This window comes from Pseudomonas sp. DWP2-2, assembly GCF_049897065.1.
GTDB classification, from domain to species: Bacteria; Pseudomonadota; Gammaproteobacteria; order Pseudomonadales; family Pseudomonadaceae; genus Aquipseudomonas; species Aquipseudomonas paracarnis.
The window spans coordinates 484,780-510,895 of sequence record NZ_JAFCVN010000004.1 but is presented as its reverse complement, the minus strand read 5'-3'; the positions used below and the strand labels follow the sequence as shown (position 1 = coordinate 510,895).

Genomic DNA, 26,116 nt, shown 5'->3' with positions numbered 1-26,116 from the left:
AATGATCACTTAGTGAAATATCTCTCACCCATTTCGCAAGCATTCACCCCTTACTGTCAAGCGAGATTTAACTGACCTGCCAGTCAAAGCCCTATAGCAAGGCAATAAACGCGTCAAAGATGAGAATCACACCTTTTAAGTGAAAGAGATTGACTGATCAGAATTTCATTTGATACACATATGATCACAGCGAAACATGACTGTGCGACCTAATAAGAATTCACAGCACGAGGACACGCCGATGACCACGCCATTACTGCTCCAGGCTGAACACGTCGCCAAGGCTTACGCCGGGGTACCAGCCCTGCGCGACGGGCGCCTTTCTCTGCGCGCCGGCAGCGTCCACGCCCTGTGCGGCGGCAACGGTGCCGGCAAGTCAACCTTCCTGAGCATCCTGATGGGCATCACCCAGCGTGACGCCGGCAGCATTGTGCTCAACGGCGCACCGGTGCAGTTCAATCGCCCGAGTGAAGCCCTGGCCGCGGGGATCGCAATGATCACCCAGGAGCTCGAACCCATCCCCTACATGACCGTCGCCGAAAACATCTGGCTGGGCCGCGAACCGCGCCGCGCCGGTTGCATCGTCGACAGCAAGGCCCTCAACCGCCGCACCCGCGAACTGCTCGAAAGCCTGGAGTTCGACGTCGACGCCACCAGCCCCATGCACCGCTTGAGCGTGGCGCAGATGCAATTGGTGGAAATCGCCAAGGCGTTCAGCCATGACTGCCAGGTGATGATCATGGACGAGCCCACCTCGGCCATCGGCGAGCGCGAGGCCGAAACCCTGTTCAAGGCGATTCGCCGCCTTACCGCGCGCGGTGCCGGCATCGTGTACGTGTCCCATCGACTGAGCGAACTGGCGCAGATCGCCGATGACTACAGCATCTTCCGTGATGGCGCCTTTGTCGAAAGCGGGCGCATGGCCGATATCGACCGCGACCACCTGGTGCGCGGCATTGTCGGCCAGGAACTGACGCGCATCGACCACAAGGCGGGCCGCGAATGTGCGGCCAGCACCTGCCTGCAAGTCGACAACCTGAGCCGCAACGGTGAGTTCCACGACATCAGCCTGCAACTGCGCCGTGGCGAGATCCTCGGCATTTATGGGTTGATGGGCTCCGGGCGCAGTGAATTCCTCAATTGCATCTACGGCCTGACCGTGGCGGATTCCGGCAGCGTTACCTTGCGAGGCAAGCCCATGCCCATCGGGCAGCCCAAGGCGACCATCGACGCCGGCATGTCGCTGGTTACCGAAGACCGCAAGGACAGCGGCCTGGTGCTGACCGGCAGCATCCTGTCGAACATTGCACTGTCGGCCTATAAGCGCTTGTCGAGTTGGTCGCTGATCAACGCACGTAAAGAAGCGCAACTGGCCGAGGAGATGGTCAAGCGCTTGCAGATCAAGACCAGCTCCCTGGAGCTGCCGGTGGCATCAATGAGCGGCGGCAACCAGCAAAAGGTGGTGCTCGCCAAATGCCTGTCCACCGAGCCGGTATGCCTGCTCTGCGATGAACCCACCCGCGGCATCGACGAAGGCGCCAAACAGGAGATCTACCACCTGCTCGACCAGTTCGTGCGCGCCGGTGGCGCAGCCATTGTGGTGTCGTCGGAAGCACCGGAACTGCTGCACTTGAGCGACCGCATCGCCGTCTTCAAAGGCGGCCGGCTGGTCACTATCAGCACCGACACCGCCCTTTCCCAGGAAGCCTTGTTGAGTCTTGCCTCATGAATGCCAAAACCATCGTTGCTCCCGTTACTGCCGCGCCGCGCAACCGCCTGCGCCTGTCCCTCGACCGCTTCGGCCTGCCGCTGGTGTTTATCCTGCTGTGCGTGGTGATGGCGTTTTCCAGCGAATACTTCATGACCTGGCGCAACTGGATGGACATCCTGCGCCAGACCTCCATCAACGGCATTCTCGCCGTGGGCATGACCTATGTGATCCTGACCAAGGGCATCGACCTGTCGGTGGGGTCGATCCTGGCGTTCGCCGGGTTGTGCAGCGCCATGGTCGCCACCCAGGGTTATGGCCTGTTGGCGGCGGTCAGCGCGGGGATGTTTGCCGGCGCGATGCTCGGGGTGGTCAATGGTTTCATGATCGCCAACCTGTCGATCCCGCCGTTCGTGGCCACCCTCGGCATGCTCAGCATCGCCCGGGGCATGACCTTTATTCTCAACGACGGCAGCCCGATCACCGACCTGCCCGACGCCTACCTGGCCCTGGGCATCGGCAAGGTCGGCCCGGTGGGCGTGCCGATCATCATCTTCGCCGTGGTCGCGCTTATTTTCTGGATGGTGCTGCGCTACACCACCTACGGCCGTTATGTGTACGCGGTGGGCGGCAATGAAAAAAGCGCGCGCACATCGGGCATTGGCGTGCGCAAGGTGATGTTCTCGGTCTACGTGGTCTCGGGCCTGCTCGCCGGGTTGGCCGGCGTGGTGCTGTCGGCACGCACCACCTCTGCCCTGCCCCAGGCCGGGGTTTCCTACGAGCTGGACGCGATTGCCGCAGTGGTGATCGGTGGCACCAGTTTGTCCGGCGGTACCGGCAGCATTGTCGGCACCTTGTTCGGGGCACTGTTGATCGGCGTGATCAACAACGGCCTGAACCTGCTCGGCGTGTCCTCCTATTACCAGCAGGTCGCCAAGGGCCTGATCATCGTGTTTGCAGTACTGATCGACGTGTGGCGCAAGAAGAAACGCTGAAGAACGACCCATAACAATAACTGGAGTTCTACTTATGAAACTGGGTACCACCCTGGCCGCTGCGGCGGCCCTCTCCCTGCTCGCCAGCAGTATCGCCCTGGCCGCCGACGGCAAGACCTACAAGATCGGCGCAGCCGTCTATGGCCTCAAGGGTCAGTTCATGCAGAACTGGGTCCGCGAGCTCAAGGAACATCCGGCCGTCAAGGATGGCACCGTGCAGTTGACCGTGTTCGACGGCAACTACGACGCCCTGACCCAGAACAACCAGATCGAAAACATGGTGACCCAACGCTACGACGCGATTCTGTTCGTACCGATTGATACCAAGGCCGGCGTCGGTACCGTCAAGGCCGCCATGAGCAACGACGTGGTGGTCATCGCCTCCAATACGAAAGTAGCCGATGCCAGCGTGCCGTATGTGGGTAACGACGACGTGGAAGGCGGCCGCCTGCAGGCCCAGGCCATGGTCGACAAGCTCAATGGCAAAGGCAACGTGGTGATCATCCAGGGCCCGATTGGCCAGTCGGCGCAGATCGACCGGGAAAAAGGCGAGCTGGAAGTGCTGGGCAAACACCCGGACATCAAGATCATCGAAAAGAAAACCGCCAACTGGGACCGCGCCCAGGCCATGACGCTCACCGAAGACTGGCTCAACGCCCACCCCAAGGGCATCAATGGCGTGATCGCCCAGAATGACGACATGGCCCTGGGCGCCGTGCAGGCGTTGAAGTCCCATGGCCTCACCTCCAAGAATGTGCCCGTGACCTCTATCGACGGCATGCCGGATGCGATCCAGGCGGCGAAAAAGGACGAAGTCACCACCTTCCTCCAGGATGCCCAGGCCCAGTCCCAAGGCGCGCTGGACGTAGCGTTGCGCGCCCTGGCCGGCAAGGACTACAAGCCACAATCGGTGATCTGGGAGCGCTATGCCAAAGACGTGAAATGGGGTGACGGCACGGCCAAGAACTACATCCTGCCCTGGGTGCCGGTGACCAATGCCAATGCGGACGCGCTGTACAAGCAAGTCAGCGGCGGTAAGTAGTTTGATCGTTCCCACGCTCCGCGTGGGAACGCATCCCGTGACGCTCCGCGTCACTTAACATCGGAACGCAGAGCGTTCCACGCGGCATTCCCACGCAGAGCGTGAGAACGAGGAGTCATTCATGTCTGGTTTCTGGAACCAAGCCTTCGACCTCAGCGGCCGTTGCGCGGTGATCACCGGTGGCGCCGCCGGCATCGGCCTGGCCTGCGCCACCTTGCTGGCGGAACGCGGCGCAAGGGTGGCGCTGCTGGACCGCGACCCGGCCGTGGTCGAGGCGGCCGCCAGCCTGGGTGCCGGGCACCTTGGCATTGCCGTCGACCTCGGGAGGATCGACCAGATACAACCGACCGTCGACAAGGTGTTCGCGCATTTCCAGCGCCTGGATTACCTGATCAACAGTGCAGGCGTGGTGCTGCTGGACAAGGCCATCGAGGTCAGCGAAAGCGCCTGGGACACCACCCTGGACATCAACCTCAAGGCCAGTTTTTTCATGGCTCAGGCCTGCGCCAGGCACATGATCGCCCAGGGCGGCGGGCGCATCGTCAACCTGGCGTCCCAGGCCGCCGTGATTGGCCTGGACCGTCACGTCGCCTACTGCGCCAGCAAGGCCGCCATCGTCGGCATGACCAAGGTATTGGCCATGGAGTGGGCGCCGCAGATCAACGTCAACGCCATCTCTCCGACCATCGTCGAAACCGCCCTGGGCAAAAAAGCCTGGGCGGGCGAGGTGGGTGAGCGGGCCAAATTGCAGATTCCAGCAGGTCGCTTTGCCCAGCCGGAAGAAATCGCCGGGCTGGCGCTGTACCTGCTCAGCGACGCCGCACAGATGATCACCGGTGCCAACATGGTGATCGACGGCGGCTACAGCATTCAGTAATTCATCGTTATGTCGTGAGGTTTTGTCATGTCCACCGTCACCGAACGCACACCTGAACAACTCGCCCCGAGCATCCCGAAAACCATGCAGGCTGTGGTCTGCCACGGCCCGGAAGATTACCGCCTGGAAACCGTCGACGTGCCCACGCCCGGCCCCGACGAGATCCTGACCAAAGTCGAGCTGTGCGGCATTTGCATGGGCGATATCAAGACCTATCGCGGCGCTCCGTCGTTCTGGGGCGATGCCGAGCAACCGCGCTACGTGAAGCCGCCGATGATCCCCGGGCATGAGTTCGTGTGCCGCGTAGTCGCCCTTGGCCCAGGCGCCGAGAAACGCGGCGTGGCCGTGGGCGACCGCGTGATCTCCGAGCAGATCGTGCCATGCTGGGGCTGCCGCTTCTGCAACCACGGCCAGTACTGGATGTGCCAGAAGCACGACCTGTATGGCTTCCAGAACAATGTGCAGGGCGCCATGGCGCAATACATGATCTTCACCAAGGAAGGCATCATCCACAAAGTGCCGGAATCCATCGCCCCCGATGAAGCGATCCTGATCGAACCCCTGGCCTGCTCGCTACACGCGGCGGAACGCGCCAACGTCGACCATGACGATATCGTGGTGGTCGCCGGCGCCGGCACCCTGGGCCTGGGCATCATCGGCGCGGTGCGGTTGCGCAACCCGAAAAAACTCATCGTGCTGGACATGAAACCCGAACGCGCCGCCCTCGCGCTGCGCCTGGGCGCCGATGAAGTGTGGAACCCGGCCGAGGTGGATGTGTTGGCGAAGATCCGCGAAATCACCGATGGCTACGGCTGCGACATTTATATCGAGGCGACCGGGCATCACAAGGCGGTGAACCAAGGCCTGGCGATGCTGCGCAAGCTGGGACGCTTTGTGGAATTCAGCGTGTTCAATGACGAGGCCACGGTGGATTGGTCGATCATCGGTGACCGCAAGGAGCTGGATATTCTCGGCTCGCACCTGGGGCCGTATATGTACCCCAGGGCCATCGACTTTATCGGCAACCGCAAGATCGATATGCGCGACGTGGTGACCCACAAGTTTGCGCTGGCGGACTTCAAGGAAGCCTTTGCAGTGATGGAACGCGGCGATAAATCGCTGAAGGTTGTGCTCGAACCCTGATCTCAGTAACAACACAAAACCCTGTGGGAGCTGGCTTGCCTGCTCCCACAATGGAAGGGTGTCGCCCCTTAGAACAAGAACACAGGAACCCGCGTTATGAATCGAGTCATCAACGATCCCGACCAAGTGGTCGAAGACATGCTGCGCGGCATCCTGGTCGCGCACCCCGAACTGCGCCAGTACGAAAGCAACCCACGGGTCATTGTCAGGGCCAGACCGTCCGCCCAGGGCCGCGTCGGCATTGTCACCGGCGGCGGCTCCGGGCATGAACCGGCGTTCCTCGGCTATGTTGGCCCGGGCCTGGTGGATGCGGTGGCCGTCGGCGAGATTTTTTCCTCGCCCACCGCCAAAAGCTTTTTCGACGCCTTCCGCGCCGCCGACCATGGCGCAGGCGTAGCCTGCCTGTATGGCAACTACGCGGGCGACAACATGAACGTGAAGCTGGCAATGAAAATGGCCGCCAGCAAAGACATGCGCATCCGCACCGTGGTCGCCAACGACGACGTGGCCTCCGCGCCCAAGGCCGATATTGCCAAGCGTCGCGGCGTGGCCGGGGAGATCTTCATGTGGAAGATCGGCGGTGCCGCCGCTGCCCAGCATTACGACCTGGACGGCGTGATTCGGGTGGCGCAGAAAACCGTCGACCACTGCCGCTCGATTGGTATCGGCCTTACGCCCTGCACGATCGCTGCCGTGGGCAAGCCGAACTTCCAGATTCCCGACGGCCAGATGGAGCTGGGTATCGGCCATCATGGCGAACCGGGCATCGAAGTCATCCCGATTGAACCGGCCGCCGCCATGGCCGAGCGCATGCTGGCGCCGATCCTCGCCGACCGCGATTTCAGCCAGGACGACAGCGTGGTGGTGCTGGTCTCAGGCCTGGGCGCCACCCCGGTGATGGAGTTGTATATTTTCTACGCAGAGGTGGAAAAACAGCTCAAGGCCAAAGGTTTGAAGATTCACCGTTGCTACGTGGGCAACTACTTCACGTCCCTGGAGATGATGGGCGTGACCTTGACCCTGCTCGGCCTCGACGCCGAGCTGAAAACCCTGATCGACCAACCCTGCCGCTCCATCGGCATGACCCAGGCGGAGTGAACCATGAGCCAGCATTTTTCCACCCATGACGGTAGCGCCATTGTCGCCGACCTGGTCAGCGTGATCGTGGCAAACCGGGAGTACCTCAGCGAAGTCGACGGCGCTATAGGCGATGGCGACCATGGCATCAACATGGCCAAGGGCTTTGCCCATTGCGGCCGCACGATCGAAGGCCGCCAACTGACCCTGGCCGAAGCCCTGGATGAACTGACCCTGAGCCTGATGGAAGGCATCGGCGGCTCCATGGGACCCTTGTATGGCAGCCTGTTTATCGGCATGGCCGACGAAGTGCGCGGCAGTGAAGACATCGACGCCGCCACCTTCGCCCACCTGCTGCGCGGCGGCTTGACCTCGTTGCAGGACATCACCGAAGCGGGCGTGGGCGACAAGTGCTTGATGGACACGTTGATCCCGGCGGTGGAAGCCTTTGAACGGGCGCATGCAGCGGCGCGTTCTTTCAGCGATGCACTCGACGCGATGAAAAGCGCTGCTTCTCAGGGGCGGGATTCGACCAAGGACCTGGTGGCCAAGATTGGCCGAGCGAGTCGTTTGGGTGAGCGTTCCCTCGGCGTTCTGGATGCCGGGGCCGTATCGTGCTGCCTGATCCTTACGCAGTTGGCGGACTCGATTAAACCCCGTTTGACCTGACATGATCGTTCCCACGCTCCGCGTGGGAATGCAGCCTTGGACGCTCCGCGTCCCACCTACGCCAGGGTGACGCAGAGCGTCACTGGTGGCATTCCCACGCGGAGCGTGGGAACGATCGACAAGGGATTACCTGGTTTTCAGTACTGGGTTACCAGAACCGCTGCTGGGTCAAGCGACTCCACCAGGTCAACAGCACTCGGTCCACCGAGCCGCTGGCCGCCAGGCCCACGCGCTCCTGCAGGCTCTTACGCTCGGCATAGTGCAGGTGGAACACTTCGGCGGTCTTGGCCTTGGTAGCCAGGTATTCATCGCTGGTTTGCAGCTCATCAACCAGTTGTTTGTCGAGAGCGGCAACCCCCAACCACACTTCGCCAGTGGCCACCTCGTCAATCGCCAACTGCGGGCGGTAACGCGCGACGAAGTTCTTGAACAGCTGATGCGTGATGTCCAGGTCTTCCTGGAACTTCTCCCGGCCCTTCTCGGTGTTTTCGCCGAACACTGTGAGCGTGCGCTTGTATTCACCGGCGGTCAGCACTTCAAAGTCGATGTCGTGCTTTTTAAGCAGGCGATTGACGTTGGGCAACTGCGCCACCACGCCAATGGAACCGAGAATGGCGAAGGGAGCGCTGATGATCTTCTCGCCGATGCACGCCATCATGTAGCCACCGCTGGCCGCGACTTTGTCGATGCACACGGTCAACGGCACGCCGGCCTGGCGGATACGCGCCAGTTGCGAGGAGGCCAGGCCATAGCTGTGCACCATGCCGCCGCCGCTTTCCAGGCGTAGCACCACTTCATCCTTGGGCGTGGCCAGGCTCAGCAGTGCGGTGATTTCATGGCGCAGGCTTTCGGTGGCCGAGGCCTTGATGTCACCGTCGAAATCCAGCACGAATACCCGTGGCTTGGGCTCGGGCTTCTTCTTGTCTTTCTTCTTTTCAGCTTTGCTTTCGGACTTGCGCAGGGCCTTGAGCTGGTCCTTGTCGAGCAGGCTGGACTCCAGGCGCTCACGCAAGCCCTTGTAGAAATCATTCAGCTTGCTGACCTGCAATTGGCCGGCGGATTTACGACGACCTTTGCTGCGCAGTGCTGCAAAGCTGATCAGTACCACCAGAATAGCGACCACCAGGGTGACGGTCTTCGCCAGAAAGCTCGCGTATTCGGCCAAAAAATCCATATGTCTCCTTAAAAAATGCACTGCGCCAGGCGCGGATGGCCCCAGCATACCGACGCCACTGCGAAGGAGCCAGTGATCAAACCGCCAGCAGGCGGGCTCCAACGCGCTTTTAAAACAAGCGTATGTTTTTTCATTGACAGCTCGCAGGCATCCTCATAACCTCGCCAGACTTTCAACGTACCGGGAAAACGGACGTGGGCAGCATTTATCTGATTCGACATGGCCAGGCTTCCTTCGGTGCAGACGACTATGACGTCCTCTCGCCCATTGGCGTGGAACAAGCGCAAGTGCTCGGTCGCCACCTGGCAGACCTGGGCATTGCGTTTGACCGCTGCATCGCCGGCGACCTGCGTCGCCAGCAGCACACTGCCAGCGCCACGTTCGACCAGTACAGCGCCCTGGGCTTGCCGGTTCCGGCATTGGAAACAGACAGCGCGTTCAACGAGTTCGACGGCGAGGCAATCATTCGCGGCCTGTTACCCGACCTGCTCAGCAGTGAGCCGGATGCCGTGCACATCCTGCGCAATGGCCCGCAGAACCGCAGCGAGTTCCAACGCATTTTCGCCCTGATCATCGAACGCTGGCTGGCCGGCACCTATGATCCGCCCGGGCTGGAAAGCTGGCTGGGGTTTGTCGAGCGGGTCCAGGGTGGTTTGCAGCGGATCCTTGAAGCCGCCAACCACACCGACAAAATCGCCGTATTCACCTCCGGCGGCACCATCACCGCCCTGCTCCACCTGATTACCCGAATGCCTGCCGCCCAGGCCTTCGAAATGAACTGGCAAATTGTTAACACCTCGCTCAACCAATTGAAGTTCCGTGGTCGCGAGGTGGCACTGGCTTCCTTCAACAGTCACGCCCACTTGCAACTGTTGAAGGCGCCGCAGCTCATCACTTTCCGATGAACTGCGGCCAACCGTGACCCCAAGGTCACTGGACTCTACCCTTAAGGATCGAAACCATGACTGACGTAGCTAAAGCAGTAGAAGCAATGAAAGCCAAATTCAACCCAAGCGCTGCCGAAGGCTTGGACCTGGTGTTCGGTTTCCGTATCGACGACAGCAAGAATTTCTCGCTGGTGGTCAAGGACAAGACCTGCGAGCTCAAAGAAGGCGAAAACCCTGACGCGCAGGTCACCCTGGTGATGGACAGCGAGACCCTGGAAGGCATCGTCGACGGCTCCACCGACGGAATGCAAGCGTTCATGGGCGGCAAGCTGCGCACCGAAGGCGACATGATGCTGGCGATGAAGCTGAGCGAGCTGTTCCCTTCCTGATTCACGGGTAACCCTGAATCCTGATCCCGCCTCCCCAGGCGGGATTTTTTTGCCTGCATTCTCGCGGTGAATGAAGATCCCCTGTGGGAGCTGGCTTGCCTGCGATGGCATCTACTCCATCACCGCGGTGCCTGTATCGCAGGCAAGCCAGCTCCCACAGAAAAGCAAATCCGTAGGACTGCTCAGGTTTTTGGCTGTAGCAACAACGCCACCAACGCGCTCCACCCGGTCTGGTGTGAAGCCCCCAACCCTCGCCCTGTCTCACCATGAAAATACTCATGGAACAACACCAGGTCACGACTGGCCGGGTCTTCCTGCAACTGCGCATACCCCGCCATCGACGGCCGCACACCGTTTTCATCTTTGAGAAACAGCCGCGTCAGCCGCTCGCTGAGGCTGTCAGCCACTTCCTCGAGTGACGCCAGATACCCACTGCCCGTCGGGTACTCCACGGAAAAATGCTCCGCGTAATAGCGATGAAATTCGCGCAACGATTCAATCAGCATGTAATTGACCGGCATCCACAGCGGCCCGCGCCAATTGGAGTTGCCGCCGTACAAGCGTGAGTCGGATTCACCGGGTTGGTAACTGGCGCACAAGGTGTCGCCATTCATCTTCAACGCCAGGGGCTGCTCGGCGAACGCCTTGGACAGGGCGCGCACGCCAAAGGCCGACAAGAACTCCTGGTCATCCAGCATGCGTCGCAGCAAATCCTTGGTGCGTTCACCGCGCAGCAGCGCCAGCAACAGGCGGTTGCCCTGCCCCGGTTCGGTCCAGCGCGAAACCAACCTGGCCAGGTCCGGCCGATGATGCATAAAGCCCAGCAGGCGCTCGCGCAAGCCTTCCAGGCCCTCGTGCTCGCGCTGTTCCAGCACCAGCACCGCGAACAGCGGCATTAACCCGACGATGGAGCGCAGGCGCACCGGTTCGCTCTGGCCATCAGGACGGTGCAGTACGTCGTAGAAAAACTGGTCCTGCTCATCCCACAAGCCTTCGGCGCTGTCATCGACGCGGTTGATAGCGCCGGCGATGTAGAGGAAATGCTCGAAAAACTTCACGGCAATGTCCACGTACACCACATTGCGCTTGGCCAACTCCAGGCCGATGCGCATCAGGTCCAGGGCATAGGCCGCCACCCAGGCGGTGCCATCGGCCTGGTCCAACTGGTAACCCGGCGGCAACGGGGCCGAGCGGTCGAACAAGGCGATATTGTCCAGGCCCAGAAAACCGCCCTGGAACAGGTTGCGGCCCTCGGCGTCCTTGCGGTTGACCCACCAGGAGAAATTCAGCAGCAGTTTGTGAAAGATCCGCTCCAGGAAATCCATGTCGCCCACGCCGGTCAACGCCTTGTCCTGCTGATATACGCGCCAGCTGGCCCAGGCGTGCACGGGCGGGTTGGCGTCGTCAAAGCGCCATTCGTAGGCCGGCAATTGGCCGTTGGGGTGCATGAAGCGGTCCTTTACCAGCAGCAACAGCTGTTGCTTGGCGTAACCGGGGTCGATCAGCGCGATGGCCACCGCCTGGAAGCCTTGATCCCAGGAGGCATACCAGGGGTATTCCCAAGTGTCGGGCATGGACAAGATGTCGAAGTTGCTCAGGTGCCGCCAATGGGTATTGCGGATAAGCAGACGCTCGGGCGGTGGCGCGGGCTGGGCCGGGTCGCCGTCAAGCCACTGGTTCACGTCGAAATAGTACAGCTGCTTGGACCACAGCAGGCCGGCCAGGGCCTGGCGTTGCACATTGCGCGCATCGTCATCGGCAAGGCCCTGTTGCAAGACCGCGTAGAAGTCATCGGCCTCCTGGCGGCGCTGTTCGAATAGCTTGCGCGCATTGACATCGGGCGCGTCCAAAGGCGCCAAACGCAGGTAAAGGGTTTTGCTTTCCTGGCCCGCCAGTTCAAGGGTGAAATGCGCGGCCACCTTGGTGCCGGCGTCCCGGCGAACGGCCGACTCAACCCCGCCCACCACGTAATCATTAATGCCATCCTTGAATGGCCCCGGCGCCGGTTGCCCGTCCAGTTTGGGCCGATTGGTTTGGTTTTCGCAGAACAGCCACTGCAACCCGTCCTGGCCCCAGGCACTGAGGTGGCGATCATCGAGTTCATGATGACGCGCCAGAACCCGCTCGCCGTCCAACCTCAAGCTGGGCTTGGGTGCATCGAAGGTCCAGCTCCAGTCATTGCGCGCCCAGAGCTGGGGCAGCACCTGCAGGCGTGTGGGTTGGTCCGAACGGTTATGCACGGTGACGCGCATGAAAATATCGTCGGGCTGATGCTTGGCGTATTCGACACTGACGTCGCAGTAGTGGTTGTCTGCGAACACACCGGTATCAAGGATTTCATACTCGGCATCCGCCAGCCCACGACGGGCGTTTTCGGCGATCAGGTCAGCGTAGGGAAAGGCCGCATGGGGATATTTGTAGAGCATGCGCATGTAGGCATGGCTCGGCACGCCATCGACGAAAAAGTACAGTTCCTTGACGTCTTCACCGTGGTTGCCTTCGGCGTTGTCGAGGCCGAACAGACGTTCCTTGAGGATTGCGTCACGCTCGTTCCACAGCGCCAGGCCCAGGCACCAGCGTTGAGCCTTGTCACTGAAACCGGCCAACCCGTCCTCGCCCCATCGATAGGCGCGGCTGCGTGCATGCTCATGAGGGAAGTAGGCCCAGGCGTCACCGTCGGCGCTGTAGTCTTCGCGCACCGTGCCCCATTGGCGTTCACTCAGGTACGGGCCCCAGTCGCGCCACTGCTCGGCGCCTGGCGTTGCCAGGCGCTGGCCTTCGAGGGTGTCCAGCAGGTTGGTTGCGGGTTTGGCCGTCATTGGGTCCTCCTTCACCTACACGGTGGAGCGCAGTGTAGAGCCCAATGACGCCCGCTTGCACATGAAGACTTGGACGCAGGGTCAACTCATTCATTTGCAGAATGAAGTCCAGAAGAATCTTCGTTTGCAAGGCAGCCGGCGGCTCAACAAAATCAGGCAAAGGCCACTTTCATCGCTCCAGCCATCAGGAATTTTTCTATGCACGCCACTGCACATGTCAGCCCTGACGAGATCCGCAAGGGCTTTTCCAAGGCCATGTCCGACATGTATCGAGATGAAGTTCCGTTATATGGGGCGTTGCTGGAGTTGGTGGCCGAGACCAATGCACATGTGCTCGACAGCGAACCGGGCCTGGCGCACCAGCTGCAACGTACCGGCGAAATCCAGCGCCTGGGCATGGAACGCCACGGCGCCATCCGCCTGGGCACCGCTGCGGAACTGGCGACTATCAGCCGTTTGTTTGCGGTGATGGGCATGCAACCGGTGGGGTACTACGACCTCACCCCCGCTGGCGTACCTGTTCACTCCACCGCCTTTCGCGCCGTGCATGAACACGCGCTGCAAACCAGCCCGTTTCGCGTGTTCACTTCGTTGCTGCGCCTGGAACTGATCGAAAACCCCGACCTGCGCGCCTTCGCCGAAAGCGCCCTGGCCAAGCGCTCGATCTTCACCGGCGAGGCCTTGGCATTGATCGACCAGGCAGAGACCCAAGGCGGCTTGAATGCCAGCGATGCCGAGGCCTTTATCCGCCAGGCCCTGGAGACGTTCCGCTGGCACCACACTGCCACGGTCACCGGCGCCCAATATCAGCAACTGAGCGACCAGCACCGACTGATCGCCGACGTCGTCGCGTTCAAAGGCCCGCACATCAACCACCTGACGCCACGCACCCTGGACATCGACCAGGTGCAGGCGGCGATGCCCGGCAAAGGCATCACTCCCAAAGCCGTGATCGAAGGCCCACCTCGGCGCCAATGCCCGATCCTGCTGCGCCAGACCAGCTTCAAGGCCCTGGACGAACCCATCGCCTTCACCGATGCCCACGGCAGCCACAGCGCACGCTTCGGCGAAATCGAACAGCGCGGCGTCGCACTTACCCCTAAAGGCCGCGCCCTGTACGACCAACTGCTGAACGCCGCCCGCGACGAACTCGGCACATTCCCCAATGAAGCCAACGCCGAGCGCTATGTGCAATTGATGGAACAGCACTTCCACGCCTTCCCCGATAACTACCCGCAGATGCGCGAGCAGGGCTTGGCGTATTTTCGCTACTTCGTCACCGATAAAGGCCTGACGGCACGCGCCCAGGCCGATCAGCCGCGCACATTGGAGGCGCTGGTCGGTGCCGGTCATGTGGCGGTGGAGCCGTTGGTGTATGAGGACTTTTTGCCGGTCAGTGCGGCGGGGATCTTCCAGTCAAACCTGGGGGATGGGGCGCAGAGTCACTACGCGGGCAACTCCAACCGAGATGCCTTCGAACAGGCGCTGGGGCGCAGCACGATTGATGAGTTGCAGTTGTATGAGCAGACGCAGCAGCGTTCCATGGATATATGCGTTGAAACGCTGTTGAAATGACTGGATGCAAGACCGAACGCCAAGCGTCACGGCGTTGATGGTAACCACGATGCGAAGCGAGCCGCTCTTGATCTTGATCTGCTTTTGATCTTGATCTTAAGCGCCCCGTCAAACCACGCTGGCCGGAATTCGACAGGGATTTGGGGGGTAAACCGGCAGGGATGCCGGTTTAGCCGCCCCGCGCCATGGATGGCGCGTGGCGGCGGCCCCCCAAATCACTGGCGGATTACGGGCACACCGAGCCTAAGCGAGGTGCCGAGTGGTGGGGCAAGAGCGTTTTGCTTACTTTTGTCTGGGCCGGCATTCCGGCTTTTCAAAAGTGAGCCGCTGTAAAAGCGGAACCCTAAGTGGCCGTTACCGCAGGAATGGATATACACCCGGTATACCTGCGTCGCCTGTCAGGCCGCCTTCGCGAGCAAGCCCGCTCCCACAGTTGGATCGCGGTGTGTCAGGTAGATAGGCGTCGGCTGGGAGGCCGCCATCGCAGGCAAGCCAGCTCCCACAGACAGCATTTGCAGCCGACCGATTCGGCCCTGTGTTGCATGAATTCTGAGGATGCCCACCCGGCTCAAACAACGCAATCCTTGCGCCGCAACAAGCCCCAGAGCCGAGTGGACGGGGCGCATCATAAGGAGAGAAGCGGCACTTGTCCTCCAGACAATTCTGAACAAATGTGCACATTCCGTGTGTGTGTGTGGCGAGGGAGCTTGCTCCCGCTGGGGTGCGAAGCGCCCCCATCGGCGGCGGCTGCGCAGCCGAACGGGAGCAAGCTCCCTCGCCACAGGTTACGGGTTTGCTTAACCCAGCCGCTGCGCAATTTCGTCTTTGATCGACAGCCGCTTCTTCTTCAGGTTCTCCACCTCTTCATCGCTGGCACTGGCTTTTTCCGCTTTTAGCACCTTGGCGTCGGCGTCGTCGTATTGAGTGAGCAGTGAGTCCAACCGGTTGTCTTGCGCCCTGCGCTTGTGAACGTCTTCCTTGCTCAATCCCAAGTCCTGATACAGGTCGTGTTTCACTGGCATGGCGTACCTCCACAGATTGATCGATGGTCTACGCCCTTGAAGCTAGCCCATTCCAACAAGCCTTGTCATGTTTGAAGTCAAGAACGACCCGTTCGTCGCGGCGCACGCGATGGGATCAAACCTTTGCCCCGCCCTGCCCTCCACTATAGATCGCCACCCCAGGGAGAACGGTTTTATGAATCACGTTGCCACTGCTGCCGACACCCAATGCATCAATACCCTACGCACCTTGGCCATGGATGCCGTGCAGAAGGCCAATTCGGGTCACCCTGGCACGCCCATGGGCCTGGCGCCCGTGGGGTACACACTGTGGAGTCGCTTCCTGCGTTATCACCCCGAACACCCCGACTGGCCCAACCGTGACCGTTTTGTGTTGTCGGTGGGGCATGCCTCGATGTTGCTGTATTCGCTATTGCACCTGGCCGGCGTGGTAGAGATCGACGCCCACGGCCAGCGTTCCGGCCAACCGGCCGTCAGCCTCGAGGATATCAAGCAGTTCCGGCAGATGGGCTCCAAGACCCCTGGCCACCCCGAGTACCGCATGACCACAGGCGTAGAAACCACCACGGGCCCGTTGGGCCAGGGCTGCGCCAACAGCGTGGGCATGGCCATGGCTGAGCGTTGGCTGGCTCAGCGCTTCAACCGCGACGGCCAGGTGCTGTTTGACTACGACGTCTACACCCTGTGCGGTGACGGCGACATGATGGAAGGCATCAGCAGCGAAGCCGCGTCCCTGGCCGGGCACTTGAAGCTCGATAACCTGTGCTGGATCTATGACAACAACACCATCAGCATCGAGGGCCACACTGAGCTGGCGTTCAGTGAAGACGTGATCCAACGCTTCCAGGCGTATGGCTGGCACACCGTGCATGTCACCGACGCCAATGACTTGCAGGCCTTGAGCGTGGCGCTGGAAACCTTCAAGGCCAACACCGGCGCGCCCACCTTGATCGTGGTGGACAGCGTGATCGGCTACGGCTCACCGCACAAACACAATACCGCTGCTGCCCATGGGGAGCCGTTGGGGGACGATGAAATTCGCCTGACCAAGGCCGCCTATGGCTGGCCGCAGGATTCGAGCTTCCTGGTGCCGCAAGAGGCTCGCACAGTGTTGCGCGATGCCCTTTACGAACGTGCCGAGCCGTTGTACGCCGAATGGAACCAGACCCTGGCCTCCCTCGAGCCGCAACGGGCCGATGAACTGCAACGCATGCGCGCCGGGGAAATGCCCGAGCAATGGCAAGCGCACCTGCCAGACTTTGCCGCCGATGCCAAAGGCGTCGCCAGCCGTGCCTCAGGCGGCGAAGTGTTGAATGCCTTCGCCCAACAGATCCCCTGGCTGCTGGGCGGCTCGGCGGATTTGTCGCCCTCGACCAAGACCAACCTCACCTTCGACGACGCCGGGCGTTTCAGCGCGGATGATTACAGCGGGCGCAACCTGCACTTCGGTATCCGCGAACACGCCATGGGCGCAATCGCCAACGGCATGGCGCTGTCCTACCTGCGCCCGTATACCTCGACCTTCCTGGTATTCAGCGATTACATGAAACCGCCGATCCGCCTGGCGGCGATCATGGAATTACCCGTGATCTTCGTGTTTACCCATGACTCCATCGGCGTCGGCGAGGATGGACCGACACATCAGCCTATCGAACACCTCACCCAACTGCGGGCCACGCCGGGGCTGTTGACCTTGCGCCCGGGCGATGCCAATGAAACGCTGGAATTGTGGAAAGTCGCCTTGGCCCAGACTCATCGGCCCAGCTGTGTCGTGCTGTCACGCCAGCCGCTGCCCACTCTGGATCGCACCCAGTACGCGGCGGCCTGCGGCGCGGCCAAAGGTGCCTACGTGCTGGCCAGTGCGCAAGAGCCTGAGGTCATCCTGATAGGAACAGGCAGCGAAGTCAGCCTGGCGGTCGCCGCGTATGAGCAGCTCAAAGGTGAAGGCATTGCCGCCAGCGTGGTATCGATGCCCAGTTGGGAGCTGTTTGAAGAGCAGGATCAAGCCTATCGCGACAGTGTGCTGCCGCCCGCAGTGAAAGCTCGCGTAGTGGTGGAACAGGCCGGCCCCTTGGGCTGGGACCGCTATGTCGGGCAGACCGGCGCCAAGGTGGTGATGAACAGCTTTGGCGCCTCGGCACCGCTGGCAAAGTTGCAGGAGAAATTCGGGTTTACCCTGGACAATGTGGTGAAGCTGGCCAAGCAACAGGTCCAGTTGGCCGAGCACTGACCCGCATAAGCGCGCGGGGCTGGTTCGCAGTCACGCCAGTAACCGCGCAAGTTCTTCACGGCAGTAGTCGACAAACAACTGCACCGGCTTGGTCAGCGGTGCACGGCGCAACCACACCGCCGACAACCCGGACCCCGTGACCGTTTCCGCCAAGGGAATGCACACCACCTTCTGCCCATCATAGGTGTACTCGCTGAAGGGTTTGGTCACCAGGATCGAGAACCCGAACCCGCGCCCCACCATGCCCCGCACCATCTCGATGGAGGGCGAGCTGAATACGATATTCGGGGTCAGCCCGCGCTCTTCGAAGATGCTCACGAAGTAGGTACGGCTGGGCAACACGTCCAGCAAAATCATTGGCTCCAGCACCAGGTCGGCCAAGGACACCCTGGCCTGCTGGGCGAAGCGGTGATCGGCCGGCAGCAACGCATAGGGCTGTTGGGGCGGCATCAGCGGCGTGGTCTCGATGGTGCCACCCAGGTCGTGCTCAAACAACATCGCCACGTCGATACTGCCTGCGGTCAGCGCCTGCACCAATTCCTGCTGCTCGCCATCGCGGATGCGGATCTCCACCCCTGGCCAGCGTGCCTTGAAGCCGGCGATCAAGCGTGGCAGGTACAACGGCGCCACGGTTTCAAAGCAGCCGATGTCGATCTGCCCGGCCACCACGTCATTATCCGCCAGGGCGTTCTGCTCGAACTCATGGGCCACCCGCAACAGCTCCAACGCCTTGCGATAAAAGCGCGCGCCACTGGGCGTAAGGGAAACGCCCTGGGCGTGGTGGCGGATAAACAGCTGCACGCCAAAGCTGTCTTCCAGCTGTTTGATCGCCGTGGACACCGACGGCTGGGCGATATACAGCTTGCGCGACGCCTCGGCGACGCTGCCGCATTCGGCCGTGGTCACAAAATATCTGAGCTGGCGCAGGTTGTAGGCAGCCATCGGCACCTCCATAAACGTGGGTTTTCGCCCCAAACAGGTGCGCAGATACACCGGTTTTTCAAGCCATTGAAGCCCATGCAACATACCGGAGCATAAAACCACGTGAGATATTTTTTTTAAGGTCTATAGCAACAAACTTACTAATTTACCTGCCTGCGCCCATTACAGATGATCACTCCAACAACAAAGCGCCGCCCGTGCAGCGCATAGCGAAGTACGTCCACGTACTCACCTTGCCTTGGAGCTCGTCATGGTTACCACTGCAACATCCTCCGCCCCGCTCATCGAAAAACACACGATTGGATACGTGCCTCCGGAAGATCGCCATGGAAAGGTAAGAGACCTGTTCACCCTGTGGTTCGGCGGCAACATCGCGCCGTTGCCTATCGTCACTGGCGCACTGGGTGTGCAACTGTTCCACCTCAACCTGGTGTGGGGCATTGTCGCCATTCTTGTCGGCCATTTGGTCGGCGGTGTGTTGATGGCATTGCACTCAGCCCAGGGCCCGCAGATGGGCATCCCGCAGATGATCCAGAGCCGTGCTCAGTTCGGCTCCCTCGGCGCGTTGCTGGTGGTGGTGATTGCCGGGGTGATGTACATCGGCTTCTTCGCCTCCAACATTGTGCTGGCCGGTAAATCCCTGCACGGCGTGGTGGACGTCGTACCTGTACCAGTGGGCATCGTTATCGGCGCCATTGGTTCCGGGATCATCGGCATCATCGGCTATCGCTTCATCCACGTACTCAATCGCATCGGCACCTGGGTGCTGGGCGCCGGCATCGTGCTGGGCTTTGGCTACATCTTCACCCATGTACAGACCACGGATTTCCTCACCCGTGGCAGCTTCAATATATCCGGCTGGCTGGCCACCGTTTCCCTGGCCGCGCTGTGGCAGATCGCTTTTGCGCCCTACGTGTCGGACTATTCCCGCTACCTGCCAGCCGACGTGCCGGTAGCCGCCACCTTCTGGACCACCTACTTGGGCTCGGCGCTAGGGTCGAGCCTGGCGTTCATCTTCGGCGCCGTGGCAGTGCTCGCCACGCCGGTAGGCATGGACACCATGGACGCCGTCAAACTCGCCACCGGCGCCATCGGCCCGTTGATGCTGGTGCTGTTCCTGCTCAGCGTGATCAGCCACAACGCCCTCAACCTGTACGGCGCGGTGCTGTCGATCATCACCCTGGTACAGACCTTCGCCTACCGCTGGATCCCGACCGCGAAAAGCCGTGCGGTGATCTCCATCATCGTGCTGGCCGCCTGTTCGATTGCGGCGGTGTTTGCCTCCCAAGACTTCATCGGCCACTTCGTCGACATGGTGCTGGTGCTGCTCGTGGTGCTGGTGCCCTGGACGGCGATCAACCTGATCGACTTCTACGCCATTCATAAAGGCCAATACGACATCGCCTCGATCTTCCGTGTAGATGGCGGCATCTACGGCAAGTACAACCCGCAAGCGCTGCTGGCCTATGCGGTGGGGATCGCGGTGCAGATTCCGTTCATGAACACGCCGCTGTACGTCGGGCCGATTTCGCAGCACATCAACGGCGCGGACTTGTCGTGGGTGGTGGGGCTGGCGGTGACCTCGCCGTTGTACTTCTGGTTGGCGAGTCGGGACAGTGCGTATAAGCGCCGGATGGACAGTGGCAAGTTGGTGGGAGGGGTTTGATACAGACTCTCGGTCGCGCCTGCCCTACCCTTACAACGTGTAGGAGCGCGCTTGCTCGCGAAAACTCGCAGGCGCCGCGTTCATCCAGGAGGCGCGCGTTATCGTTGACGTTTTTCGCGAGCAAGCTCGCTCCTACAAGGGGTGATGAATGGCTGTGCGGTGCCATAGGCCCGATGTTTCTCTATGATGTGGCCTTTCACTGAACATCCCTGGAACCGCCCATGCCCACTCTCACCCTGCGCAACGCCCTGCCCACCGACGCCGCACGCTGCTTTCACATTGAAACCACCGCTTACGAAGGCGACGAAGCCGCAACGCTTGAAAAAATCGCCACGCGCATCGCGCAGTATCCCGAGGGATTTCTGATACTGGAGGAAGATGGCGCAGTGGTGGGGTTCATCAACTCGGGCTGTGCCCATGAGGTGGTAATGTCGGACGAGGCTTTCAAGGAGTTGGTGGGCCATGACGTCGAGGCGCCGAATGTGGTGATCATGTCGGTAGTGGTCGACCCGGCCCATCAAGGCAAAGGCTATGCAAAAAAACTGATGACCGCGTTCGTGCAGCGCATGGGAACACTGGGCAAGCAGACGATTCATCTAATGTGCAAGCAACAGCATGTGCCGTTGTACACCCGCATGGGCTATACCTACGTGCGCCCTTCGCCGTCGGATCACGGTGGGATGGCGTGGCATGAAATGGTGATGGCGTTGAAAGCCACACCGTCGCAGTTGTGATTGTGTGTTGCAAGGCATGAAACTGCCGAAAAGCCGTGCAGGGAACGAATGCTTTTCAACAGGTAAAAATCCTGGATTTGTCTGTGCTGTCTGACGTCAAGCCTGACGCTGCAAAGCGTTATCTCAGATTGTGCCTACAGCAACTTCTCCCGCTGCATGAGCTAACCACACAGGGGTTTCACACGCTTACATTCACGCGAAACAGGCCACATTGAGTGAAGGTTCCGGACGCTGTAGCCTGCGAAACACCCCGCCAGGACCCTGCCCCGGCGGGGCATCTTCCTGGCTATCACAGAGGTGCAATCGTGTCTTCAATCAGTGGCTTCACCCCATCCATCCCGACCTCTCAACCTGTTTACGCAAGCAAGATCGATAACGATAAACCCAGGTACAACCCCTTGGAAGAAAACAGGGTTGGCGATGATGCAGAAGTGTCCGACGGCAAGTGCGGCTGGAAGAGCGTCGGCGACGAATATCGGGCCTACGCCAATCGCAATCGGTTTGATCGCCTCTTCCTGCCTTCGGACAAAAAAGCCATCCACGTCGCTCAGGTCCATCCTCTTCCCCATCGGTTTGATCACCACTTCGTGCCTTCGGACAAAAAGGTCATCGACGACGCGCAGTTCCACCCTCTTCCCCATCGGTTTGATCAGATCTTCCTGCCTTCGGACAAAAAGGTCATCGACGACGCGCAGATCCACCCTCTTCCCCGTCGGTTTGATCACCTCTGCCTGCCGTCGGACAAAAAGGTCATCGACGACGCGCAGATCCCCCCTCTTCCCCATCGGTTTGATAACGGTTACCTGCCTGCGGACCAAAAGGTCATCGACGACGCTCCGAGCGTCGCCAATCGCGCCCCCATAGATTCCTAAATCAAATCCGACGGCAAGGGCGGTTGGGTCAAGGCGTAACAGTGCAAACGACTGTTTGCTATCCAAGCCGTTGCGCCTCTCCATGGTATTGCCAAACACGCGCTTGCCATGGGTGGGGTGCGAAAGCGTGGGCATCCGCCAGCGAGTCACCAACTGCCGGAAGCCCCACCACCGCCACTGGAACCACCACCACCGGACGAGCTGCTGCTAGAACTGCTGGAACTTGAACCGGAGCCACCGCCCGAGCCAGATCCAGCCCCCTCGCCAACCTTGCCAAAGATAATCAGCGCGACAAACGATGCGATAGGAAACGCCAGCAGCCAGCCGTCGCGGCCGTCGTCAATCACCCATCCTGCCACCACGTACACCACTACCGCCGCCAGCAACCGCACAATAAAACCGGCGCGGCTGGTGCGCCATGCCTCTCTCATGATCAGCAGCAGTACCAGGTACAACCCCAGCACCACCAAGACGCCCAATGGCCACAGCAGCCAATGGATGAAACTGACATCCACGTAATGGTTTGCCATAACCAACCCGAGGCTGTAAGCCAGCAGCCCGATCACACAGTAAAACAGCGTACGCACCTGCCACAGCGCGCCGAATATCGCGCCGCCTATCAACAGCGTCAGCGGCATGACAAACAGGAACATCGGCCACTCCAAACCGCCCGCCAGCAGCGTCAACAACAGCGTGGCCGCCACGGCGGCGATCAACGCCTTGCGCCAATGCAGCTTGCCGGCTGCAATCGCCACGCCGCCCAAGCCGCCCAGGATAAGCGCCGCCAACAATGCCATGAATTGGGGGTTGATCCCGGCTCCCGCCAGTTGCGGCAGGTCACCGCCGTCCACCAGCACGGTCAGGGCGTCCACCCCCTGTTGCACACCGCCGGCAAAATCGCCCTGGCGAAACGCCGGGGTGATCTGTTCTTCAATAATACGATGGGCCAGCAGGTCGGTGACGATGCCTTCCAGGCCGTAGCCCACCTCGATACGTACCTTGCGGTCGTCCTTGGCCACCACCAGCAGGATGCCGTCGTTGACGTCCTTGCGCCCCAGTTTCCAGGCACGAAACAGCTGGTTGGCGTAGCCTTCGATATCGGCGCTGCCGGTGGTTGGCACCAGCAATACCGCCACTTGCGCGCCTTTGCGTTGTTCAAGGTCAGCCAGCTGTTGCTTGAGGCGCTGGGCGGTGCCCGAGTCGAGGGTGTTTGTCAGGTCAATGACCCGCTGATCAAGGGCTACCCCAATCGGCGAGGTGTCCGCATGAGCGGTGATCAACAGGCTGGAAAATACCAGGGCCAGTAGGCTGAACACCGATTGCCGCACAAGCACGATCATGTATGGTTACCTGAAGTCTCTCCCTGAAGGCGCCGACTTTACCTTATCTGCGTGCAAACGCGTGACCCAGGGCCTGCGACTATCTAAACTGCCGATCAGCTGCATAGCAATAAGCCATCTACGGGACGCCCATGGACCTAAGTCACCGCAACAATGTACATGTGATGGGCAACGGTCCCTCGACCCTGGTGTTTTCCCACGGTTTTGGTTGCAACCAGGCCATGTGGGATGCCCTGGCGCCGCACTTTCTCGACCGCTTTCGCGTGGTGCTGTATGACCTGGTTGGCGCCGGCCTGTCGGACTTGAGTGCGTTCGACAAAGCCAAATACAGCCGCCTGGATGGCTATGCCCATGACCTGAACGAGATTATCGACGCCTACGCCCAAGGCCCGGTGATTCTAGTGGGCCACTCGGTGAGCTCGATGATCGGCACTCTCGCTGATCGTTTCATCCCGGAACGCATTGCCGCGCATGTGATGATTGGCCCATCGCCGCGCTATATCGATACTGAGGAGTATGTCGGCGGTTTCAAGCACGATGACATCGACGACCTGCTCGACACCCTCGACAGCAACTACCTTGGCTGGTCCAGCGCCATGGCCCCGGTGATCATGGGCGCCCCGACGCAGCCGCACCTGAGCGAGGTGCTCACCGACAGCTTCTGTCGCACCGAGCCGGACATCGCCAAGCAGTTCGCCCGCGTGACCTTCCTGTCGGATAACCGCCAGGATGTGTTCGGCCTGACCACCCCGGTGCTGATCCTGCAATCGACCGACGACCTGATCGCCCCCGTGGCCGTGGGTGAATACCTGCACACCGTATTACCTAACAGCACTTATTGCCTGGTCGAGAATGTCGGCCATTGCCCGCATATGAGCGCCCCCCAGGCGTGTGCCGCGGCGATGGACCGGTTCCTGGCCCCTTGGGCGGCTGCCGATGCCCGTTGACCCGCTGTTTGACAGCGCGGCCTGTGCCCTGGCGGTGACCCAGGAAGATGGCACGATCCTGCACGTCAACCCACGCTTGTGCGATTGGCTGGGCTTCACGGCGGCCCAACTGCTGGGCCGGCGTTTCCAGGACCTGCTGGCCATGGGCGGGCGGATTTTCTACCAGACGCACCTGGCGCCAATGCTGCGCATGCACGGCAGCGTCACCGAGGTGAAGCTCGACATCCGCCATTGCAACGGGCACAAAGTCACGGTCTTGCTCAATGCCAACCAGCGCCAGCAGCCGGCCGGCGTGGTGTATGACCTGGCGCTGTTCGGCACCACCGACCGTGACAAGTACGAGCGCGAACTGCTCAATGCGCGCAAGCAGGCCGAAGCCCTGCTGCAGGAAAAAACCGCCACGGAACTGGCCCTGCACCAGGCCCAGGCCGAGCTGAGCGAGGCCTACGCCATTGCCCAGCGCCGGGCGTTGTTTGCCGAACAGATGGTGGCGATTGTCAGCCACGACCTGAAAAACCCTCTGACGGCGATCCGCATGGCCGCCGACTTTCTCCAGCGCGGCGAGCGCACGGCCAAGGAGCGCCAGCTACTGGGGCACATCGGCCAGTCTTCCGAACGCGCCCATCGCATGATCGCCGACCTGCTGGACTTCACCCAGGCCCGGGTCGGCCAGGGCATTACCATCAAGCCGCAACCGCTGGACCTGCATGGCGTTATTCATCGCAGCGTCGACGAACTGCGGGTGGCCTTCCCCAAGGCCACGCTGGTGCATCACGCCGAGGGCCAGGGCGACGCCTGCCTGGACGCCGACCGTGTGCAACAGATGATCGGTAACCTGGTGGCCAACAGCGTGGCCTATGGCGACTTGCTGCAGCCGATTACCATCACCTCACGCCTGGGCGACAACACCTGCGCGGTTGCGGTGCACAACCACGGCCCGGCGATTCCGCAAACCCTGCTGGCCGGGTTGTTCGAACCCATGACCCGCGGCACCGACCAAGGCAGCGACGTGCGTAGCGTAGGCCTGGGCCTGTATATCGTGCGCGAACTGGCCAAAGTACATGGCGGCGACGTGGCGGTGAGTTCCTGTGCGAGTGCCGGCACCACGTTTACCGTGAAGTTCTAGTCCAGGTACGCGGTGCCCTGCATGATCGGCTCGACACGGCCGGTCAATATCACGCCGCCCTGCCCGTCCCATTGCACCGTGACCGCGCCACCGTCGCACTGGACTTCCACACGCTCATCGAGCAGCCCTCGCCGGATGCCGTTGACGACCGCCCCGCAACAGCATGAACCGGACCCCAGCGGCACACCGCCGCCACGCTCCCAGATACGCAGGCGGATATGGCCGCGGTCCAGCACTTGCACGAAATGCACATTGGTCCTGGCCGGAAACAGCGGGTGAACTTCCAGGGTCGAGCCTATGGCCTCAATATCGAGCGCAGTCACATCCTCTACAAAAAACGTGCAATGCGGGTTGCCCATGCTGCACGCTGCCGGCTGGCCGTCGATAGGCAACACGCAGGTGTCCATCGCCTTGGCCAAGGGTACCGACGCCCAGCCCAGCGAGGGTGCGCCCATGTCCACCGACACCCGCTGCCCATCAGCACGTGTGCATGTCAGTAAACCGCGGTCGCTAAGCAGCACGATGGTCTCGGCGCCTGCCTCATGCATCAGGCGATCGGCCACGCCACGAGTCGCGCTGCCGCAGGTTTGCAGGCGTGTTCCGTCGGGGTTCCAGAACTGAACGCGCGCGGCGGCCTGCTCACAGTCGAGCACCACCGCCAGTTGATTGAAACCGATGCCGGTGCGGCGGTTACCCAGATGGCGGGCAATCTGCGCATTAATGGGGTTATCCTCGCCACGGCGGTCGATGATAATGAAGTCATCGCCGTGGGCGTGCATCTTCACGAACGGCAGGGTCATGGGCGCTCCTGTGGGTGAAATGAATCACGCGGTTCTAATACCACTGTAGGAGCGAGCTTGCTCGCGAAAAACTCACAGGCAC

Annotated in this window: 22 protein-coding genes; 16 read left to right on the top strand and 6 right to left on the bottom strand. The window is 61.0% G+C overall.

Annotated elements, in window-relative coordinates; all coding sequences use genetic code 11:
* The first annotated feature begins 241 nt into the window (after window positions 1-241).
* The 7 genes from ACP7CZ_RS12510 to dhaL all read left to right on the top strand — a co-directional run bounded on the left by ACP7CZ_RS12510 (window position 242) and on the right by dhaL (window position 7,511).
* Window positions 242-1,729, top strand: coding sequence for a sugar ABC transporter ATP-binding protein (locus tag ACP7CZ_RS12510; RefSeq protein ID WP_426174372.1), 1,488 nt, complete (start codon window positions 242-244; stop codon window positions 1,727-1,729).
* A complete protein-coding gene (locus ACP7CZ_RS12505; protein ID WP_014718193.1) occupies window positions 1,726-2,703 on the top strand; it encodes an ABC transporter permease in 978 nt (325 codons plus the stop codon). The genes ACP7CZ_RS12510 and ACP7CZ_RS12505 overlap by 4 nt, the downstream gene beginning before the upstream one ends.
* A gap of 34 nt (window positions 2,704-2,737) precedes the next feature.
* Window positions 2,738-3,745, top strand: a complete 1,008-nt coding sequence (locus tag ACP7CZ_RS12500) for a substrate-binding domain-containing protein (protein WP_236453312.1) — start codon at window positions 2,738-2,740, stop codon at window positions 3,743-3,745.
* Window positions 3,746-3,866: 121 nt separating this feature from the next.
* Window positions 3,867-4,622 carry an SDR family oxidoreductase gene (locus ACP7CZ_RS12495; RefSeq protein WP_054918576.1) on the top strand — a complete coding sequence of 252 codons (756 nt, stop codon included), beginning with the start codon at window positions 3,867-3,869 and terminating at the stop codon, window positions 4,620-4,622.
* A gap of 27 nt (window positions 4,623-4,649) precedes the next feature.
* Window positions 4,650-5,765 carry an erythritol/L-threitol dehydrogenase gene (locus ACP7CZ_RS12490; protein ID WP_019817618.1) on the top strand — a complete coding sequence of 372 codons (1,116 nt, stop codon included), beginning with the start codon at window positions 4,650-4,652 and terminating at the stop codon, window positions 5,763-5,765.
* 96 nt (window positions 5,766-5,861) lie between these two features.
* The gene (locus tag ACP7CZ_RS12485; RefSeq protein WP_034125751.1) at window positions 5,862-6,863 is read left to right on the top strand and encodes a dihydroxyacetone kinase subunit DhaK; all 1,002 of its coding nucleotides are present in this window, start codon (window positions 5,862-5,864) and stop codon (window positions 6,861-6,863) included.
* Between the two features lie 3 nt (window positions 6,864-6,866).
* A complete protein-coding gene (gene dhaL, locus ACP7CZ_RS12480) occupies window positions 6,867-7,511 on the top strand; it encodes a dihydroxyacetone kinase subunit DhaL (RefSeq protein ID WP_057977185.1) in 645 nt (214 codons plus the stop codon).
* A gap of 148 nt (window positions 7,512-7,659) precedes the next feature.
* Here dhaL and sohB read toward each other — a convergent pair whose 3' ends face one another.
* Window positions 7,660-8,685, bottom strand: a complete 1,026-nt coding sequence (gene sohB / locus ACP7CZ_RS12475; protein ID WP_057977182.1) for a protease SohB — start codon at window positions 8,683-8,685, stop codon at window positions 7,660-7,662.
* A 194-nt stretch (window positions 8,686-8,879) separates the two neighbouring features.
* Between sohB and ACP7CZ_RS12470 the strand changes: the two genes are divergently transcribed.
* Window positions 8,880-9,590 carry a histidine phosphatase family protein gene (locus ACP7CZ_RS12470; RefSeq protein ID WP_034135852.1) on the top strand — a complete coding sequence of 237 codons (711 nt, stop codon included), beginning with the start codon at window positions 8,880-8,882 and terminating at the stop codon, window positions 9,588-9,590.
* Between the two features lie 56 nt (window positions 9,591-9,646).
* The gene (locus ACP7CZ_RS12465) at window positions 9,647-9,961 is read left to right on the top strand and encodes an SCP2 sterol-binding domain-containing protein (RefSeq protein ID WP_034125754.1); all 315 of its coding nucleotides are present in this window, start codon (window positions 9,647-9,649) and stop codon (window positions 9,959-9,961) included.
* Between the two features lie 182 nt (window positions 9,962-10,143).
* Here the strand turns inward: ACP7CZ_RS12465 and ACP7CZ_RS12460 are convergent, their stop codons facing one another.
* Window positions 10,144-12,780, bottom strand: coding sequence for an MGH1-like glycoside hydrolase domain-containing protein (locus tag ACP7CZ_RS12460; protein WP_198833993.1), 2,637 nt, complete (start codon window positions 12,778-12,780; stop codon window positions 10,144-10,146).
* A 198-nt stretch (window positions 12,781-12,978) separates the two neighbouring features.
* On the opposite strand from ACP7CZ_RS12460, the gene hglS reads away from it, so the two are divergent.
* The gene (gene hglS / locus ACP7CZ_RS12455; RefSeq protein WP_181125019.1) at window positions 12,979-14,355 is read left to right on the top strand and encodes a 2-oxoadipate dioxygenase/decarboxylase HglS; all 1,377 of its coding nucleotides are present in this window, start codon (window positions 12,979-12,981) and stop codon (window positions 14,353-14,355) included.
* Between the two features lie 797 nt (window positions 14,356-15,152).
* Here hglS and ACP7CZ_RS12450 read toward each other — a convergent pair.
* Complete coding sequence (locus ACP7CZ_RS12450) at window positions 15,153-15,377, bottom strand: YdcH family protein (RefSeq protein ID WP_034125758.1); 225 nt, start codon at window positions 15,375-15,377, stop codon at window positions 15,153-15,155.
* A 175-nt stretch (window positions 15,378-15,552) separates the two neighbouring features.
* Here ACP7CZ_RS12450 and tkt point away from each other — a divergent pair, with 175 nt between their 5' ends.
* On the top strand, window positions 15,553-17,607 hold the full coding sequence (gene tkt, locus ACP7CZ_RS12445; protein WP_294143501.1) for a transketolase: 2,055 nt from the start codon (window positions 15,553-15,555) through the stop codon (window positions 17,605-17,607).
* A gap of 30 nt (window positions 17,608-17,637) precedes the next feature.
* On the opposite strand, the gene ACP7CZ_RS12440 is transcribed toward tkt, so the two are convergent.
* The gene (locus tag ACP7CZ_RS12440; RefSeq protein ID WP_034125760.1) at window positions 17,638-18,549 is read right to left on the bottom strand and encodes a LysR family transcriptional regulator; all 912 of its coding nucleotides are present in this window, start codon (window positions 18,547-18,549) and stop codon (window positions 17,638-17,640) included.
* A 250-nt stretch (window positions 18,550-18,799) separates the two neighbouring features.
* Here ACP7CZ_RS12440 and ACP7CZ_RS12435 point away from each other — a divergent pair, with 250 nt between their 5' ends.
* From ACP7CZ_RS12435 to ACP7CZ_RS12425, 3 genes are all read left to right on the top strand, one after another.
* Window positions 18,800-20,215, top strand: coding sequence for a purine-cytosine permease family protein (locus ACP7CZ_RS12435; protein WP_054896557.1), 1,416 nt, complete (start codon window positions 18,800-18,802; stop codon window positions 20,213-20,215).
* Between the two features lie 221 nt (window positions 20,216-20,436).
* Window positions 20,437-20,949: a GNAT family N-acetyltransferase gene (locus ACP7CZ_RS12430; RefSeq protein WP_054896558.1), complete on the top strand. Its 513-nt coding sequence runs from the start codon at window positions 20,437-20,439 to the stop codon at window positions 20,947-20,949.
* A gap of 305 nt (window positions 20,950-21,254) precedes the next feature.
* Window positions 21,255-21,821 (top strand): hypothetical protein, encoded by a 567-nt coding sequence (locus ACP7CZ_RS12425; protein WP_294143502.1) that lies wholly within the window; start codon window positions 21,255-21,257, stop codon window positions 21,819-21,821.
* 146 nt (window positions 21,822-21,967) lie between these two features.
* Here ACP7CZ_RS12425 and ACP7CZ_RS12420 read toward each other — a convergent pair whose 3' ends face one another.
* On the bottom strand, window positions 21,968-23,161 hold the full coding sequence (locus ACP7CZ_RS12420) for a TPM domain-containing protein (protein WP_197901111.1): 1,194 nt from the start codon (window positions 23,159-23,161) through the stop codon (window positions 21,968-21,970).
* 131 nt (window positions 23,162-23,292) lie between these two features.
* Here ACP7CZ_RS12420 and ACP7CZ_RS12415 point away from each other — a divergent pair, with 131 nt between their 5' ends.
* A complete protein-coding gene (locus ACP7CZ_RS12415) occupies window positions 23,293-24,108 on the top strand; it encodes an alpha/beta fold hydrolase (protein WP_054896561.1) in 816 nt (271 codons plus the stop codon).
* Entirely contained in the window at window positions 24,098-25,234 is a 1,137-nt protein-coding gene (locus ACP7CZ_RS12410) for a PAS domain-containing sensor histidine kinase (RefSeq protein ID WP_198791100.1), read from the top strand. Before ACP7CZ_RS12415 ends, ACP7CZ_RS12410 begins: the two co-directional genes overlap by 11 nt.
* Here the strand turns inward: ACP7CZ_RS12410 and dapF are convergent.
* The gene (gene dapF / locus ACP7CZ_RS12405) at window positions 25,231-26,034 is read right to left on the bottom strand and encodes a diaminopimelate epimerase (protein ID WP_198862798.1); all 804 of its coding nucleotides are present in this window, start codon (window positions 26,032-26,034) and stop codon (window positions 25,231-25,233) included. The two genes, ACP7CZ_RS12410 and dapF, sit on opposite strands and share 4 nt — an antisense overlap.
* Window positions 26,035-26,116 lie beyond the last annotated feature (82 nt).